The organism is Gelidibacter sp., assembly GCF_035577925.1.
Classification (GTDB): domain Bacteria; phylum Bacteroidota; class Bacteroidia; order Flavobacteriales; family Flavobacteriaceae; genus Gelidibacter.
On record NZ_DATJCY010000054.1, the window covers coordinates 1 to 4,307 of the forward strand.

Annotated in this window: 4 protein-coding genes; all 4 read left to right on the forward strand. The window is 39.7% G+C overall.

Features of this window, described 5'->3' with window-relative positions:
- Positions 1–432: transcription termination/antitermination NusG family protein (locus tag VNJ50_RS01745; RefSeq protein ID WP_325578463.1), on the forward strand; the 432-nt coding region annotated here is incomplete at its 5' end.
- A gap of 359 nt (positions 433–791) precedes the next feature.
- On the forward strand, positions 792–2,183 hold the full coding sequence (locus VNJ50_RS01750; RefSeq protein ID WP_325578464.1) for a UDP-glucose 6-dehydrogenase: 1,392 nt from the start codon (positions 792–794) through the stop codon (positions 2,181–2,183).
- Positions 2,167–3,210: an NAD-dependent epimerase/dehydratase family protein gene (locus tag VNJ50_RS01755; RefSeq protein ID WP_325578465.1), complete on the forward strand. Its 1,044-nt coding sequence runs from the start codon at positions 2,167–2,169 to the stop codon at positions 3,208–3,210. Before VNJ50_RS01750 ends, VNJ50_RS01755 begins: the two co-directional genes overlap by 17 nt.
- Before the next feature lie 474 nt (positions 3,211–3,684).
- A partial coding sequence (locus VNJ50_RS01760) for a Gfo/Idh/MocA family oxidoreductase (protein ID WP_325578467.1) occupies positions 3,685–4,307 on the forward strand: 623 nt, incomplete at its 3' end.

Genomic DNA, 4,307 nt, shown 5'->3' on the forward strand with positions numbered 1-4,307 from the left:
AAATCTGAAATTAAAGTCGCCAATCGCCTTGTTGAATTGGGCTTTGAGGTCTGCTGCCCTACCCGCATCGAAGTCCGACAGTGGAGCGACCGTAAAAAGAAAGTGGTCGTGCCGCTATTGCCCTCCATGGTATTGGTGCAATGTGATGAAAAAAAACGGGCCGAGGTGTTTGCCGTTCAAGGAGCCGTACGCTATTTGTTCTGGCTGGGGAAACCGGCAATAGTACCCGAAAAGGAAGTGGATCTGCTCATGGAAATTGCCAATCAAAAAGAGCAGATCCTAGCTACTGAAAAAATTAACATCGGCCAAGAGATTGACTTAAAGCCTTTTGGCATAACAGCCGAAAAAGGAACGGTAAAATATATTTCTGGAAATCAGTGCTGGGTGGTACTTCATAGTCTGGGATATGTCGTTAAACTAAAAATCAACTAATCTTTCGGTTCATTATTTAAATAATCATATTTTTGCTTCTTTTGGTGATGGATTTGATAATGAAGGTTTTCACCATATAACAAAAACATTAAACGACATAGACACATAGCATCTTATAGCAAATAAAACGTAATCAACAACCAATTAAGATGCATTAATAAAGGAGAACAAAACGCTTTAATAACCAGGTTCCTATGTAGTTGAAGAAGGTCATCGACTAAATAAATAATAATAATAATAATAATAATAATAATTATAGATTAATAATCAGTTGGCTTTGCATCTGATGTTTGTCCGATTTTTTTTTGGGGATTGCCATCAGCGAAGCTATCAAGTTACTTAACTAATAATATAAAAGAATGAAAGTTAAAAATATTTGCTGTATTGGAGCAGGTTATGTAGGCGGTCCTACAATGGCAGTCATTGCCCAAAAAAATCCGGATATCAAGGTCACTGTGGTGGACATCAACACAGCACGTATTGCTGCGTGGAATCACGACGATTTGGACCAATTGCCTATCTACGAGCCAGGCTTGGATAAAGTAGTGGCCGAAGCCAGAAACCGAAACCTGTTTTTCAGCACCGATGTAGATGCTGCCATTGAAGCTGCAGATATGATCTTTATTTCGGTCAATACACCGACCAAAACCTACGGACAAGGCAAAGGAATGGCGGCCGATTTGAAATATATTGAGTTATGCGCAAGGCAAATTGCACGTGTTGCCAAAACCGATAAGATCGTTGTCGAAAAATCAACCTTACCGGTAAGAACCGCACAAGCCATTAAAAGTATTTTGCACAATACCGGCAATGGCGTCAAATACCAAATCCTATCCAATCCTGAATTCTTGGCAGAAGGTACAGCCATTCAAGATTTGATGGCACCAGATCGCGTACTGATCGGTGGTGAACAAACCGAAGCAGGCTTAGAGGCCATCCAAGCTTTAGTTAATGTTTATGCCACTTGGGTACCGGTTGAAAATATCCTGACTACCAATTTATGGTCTTCAGAACTATCAAAATTAACCGCCAATGCATTTTTGGCGCAACGGGTCTCCTCCATCAACGCCATGTCTGAATTATGTGAAGTTACCGGTGCAGATGTTAACGAGGTGGCCATAGCCATTGGCAAAGACAGCCGAATTGGACCTAAGTTTTTAAAGGCTTCGGTTGGTTTTGGAGGCTCGTGTTTCCAAAAGGATATTTTGAACTTGGTCTATATTGCAAAATCATACGGTCTTAACGAAGTGGCCGATTATTGGGAGCAAGTCATCATCATGAACGACTATCAAAAGCGGCGCTTTGCATCCAAAATCATTCAAACACTTTATAATACCATTTCAGGCAAAAAAATTGCCTTTCTAGGCTGGGCTTTTAAAAAGGACACCAACGATACCCGCGAGTCGGCGGCCATTTATGTGTCCGATCAACTCATCGAAGAACAGGCCAACATTGTTGTCTTCGATCCCAAAGTAACGGCCGAGCAGATGCAAAATGACCTTAATTACCTCAACACACGTTCGGAGGCCGATAATCAAAATTACCTCACTACGGTGCTCGATCCGTACGAAGCTTGTGAAAATGCACATGCCATAGCGGTATTGACGGAGTGGGATGAATTTAAAACCTACGATTGGCAACAGATTTATGATAACATGAAAAAACCAGCGTTTGTATTTGACGGCCGTGGAATATTGAATAAAGAAGCATTAGAAACTATTGGATTTCAAGTGTATGTCATCGGTAAATAATCATCACCCAAAAACATTTTTGGTCACAGGAGCTGCTGGTTTTATTGGCTTTCATGTCTCTAAAACTTTATTGGAACAAGGTCACCATGTGATCGGCTTAGATAATATCAACGATTATTATGATATTAATTTGAAGCTGGCGCGTTTGGAGCAATTGGGAATTGACAAAACAGAAGCCGTCCAAGAGCTGAATTACACCACAAGTACCACCTTTGGCAACCGCATGGTTTTTGTTAAAATGAACCTTGAAGATCGGGAGGCTTTACCGAAGCTTTTTGAAAACTATAAAATTGACAGCGTTTGTAATTTGGCTGCTCAGGCAGGCGTGCGCTACTCATTGGAAAACCCTGAAGCTTATGCCGATAGCAATTTGACAGGTTTTTTAAATATTCTTGAATGTTGCCGCAATTATAAAGTTTCCAAATTAGTATATGCCAGTAGCTCTAGTGTGTATGGCAATAGTGACGCAGTGCCTTTTGATGAAACCGCCAATGTGGACCATCCTGTCAGTCTTTATGCGGCTACAAAAAAAGCCAATGAGTTGATGGCGCATGCCTATAGTCATTTGTACGGCTTTGAAACCATTGGATTGCGCTTTTTTACCGTTTATGGTCCTTGGGGCCGACCGGATATGGCGATGTTTTTGTTTACCGAAGCCATTATTAACAATCAGCCGGTAAAGGTGTTTAATAATGGCGATTTGTCACGTGATTTTACCTATATCGACGATATTGTCAACGGAGTTATCGCAACCCTGTTAGAAACCCCTGATAAAAAATCACTTTATAAACTCTACAATATTGGAAATAGTAAACCTGTGCAACTCTTAGAATATATTGAAGCTATTGAAAAAGCGCTCGACAAAAAAGCCATTAAGCAGATGATGCCCATGCAGCCAGGCGATGTAAAGCAAACTTATGCCAATGTTGCCCGTTTAAAAAACGATTTTAATTACCAGCCTAAAACCGAAGTCACTAAAGGCATTGAAGCTTTTGTGAAATGGTATAAAGAGTTTTATGGGAATTAGTGGGTAGTCAGTAGATTTTTGAGAGCAGAAACTAGAGAATAGAATATAGACGATAGAAATCGAAGTTGAAATTGAAATCGAATCCCGATAGCTCCCGATAGTTATCGGGACGGGAGGAATTGATCCTGATCATAGGGAGAAGTTGAATAGCTTTGTGAGTCTTCGGTGAATCACTGAGAAATTGGTCTCACAAAGACATCCAGCTACAAAGAGAAAATCAATGAAAATCAGTAAAATCAGTGTCATCTGTGTTCTATAAATGAAGTTGAAATTAATCTTAAACCGTCATTAGAAATTGAACTTTTATTAAAATGTTTTGAAAAAATAGTGATGGAAAATTCAATAAAATATAATAAAACTCACAAAACCGTCATACGTCTTATGTCAATTTTGAAGAAAGAATTTAGAATATAAAAGTTTAGTTAATAACGCACAACTAACAACCGACAATCCACAACTGATAAAAACCACGTCATGAAAAACTTTGCCCTCATTGGTGCTTCGGGCTATATTGCCCCACGTCACATGAAAGCTATTAAGGATACTGGCAACACCTTGGTGGCCGCTTTGGATCCGTATGATGGCATCGGAATTATGGACAGCTATTTCCCACAGGCCAGTTTTTTTACGGAATTTGAGCGTTTTGATCGTTTTGTGGACAAATGGCGCAGGGATCATGGCCATAAAATTGACTATGTATCGATCTGCTCTCCTAATTATTTGCACGACTCACACATCCGATTTGCTTTGCGAAGCGGTGCCGATGCCATTTCAGAAAAACCTTTGGTCCTTAATCCGTGGAATGTTGATCAACTAAAGGTCATTGAAAATGAAACTGGTAAAAAAATTTACAATATCCTGCAACTCAGACTGCATCCATCCCTTATCGCTTTAAAAGAAAGGATTACGGCGGAATTAGAAAAAGATCCTAATAAAGTGTATGATATCGATTTGACCTATTTGACCTCAAGAGGACGATGGTATTTTGTGTCGTGGAAAGGCAATGAAGCTAAATCTGGGGGCATAGCGTCAAATATAGGTGTTCATTTTTATGATATGCTATGCTGGATTTTTGGTGATGTCATCGAAAACAAAGT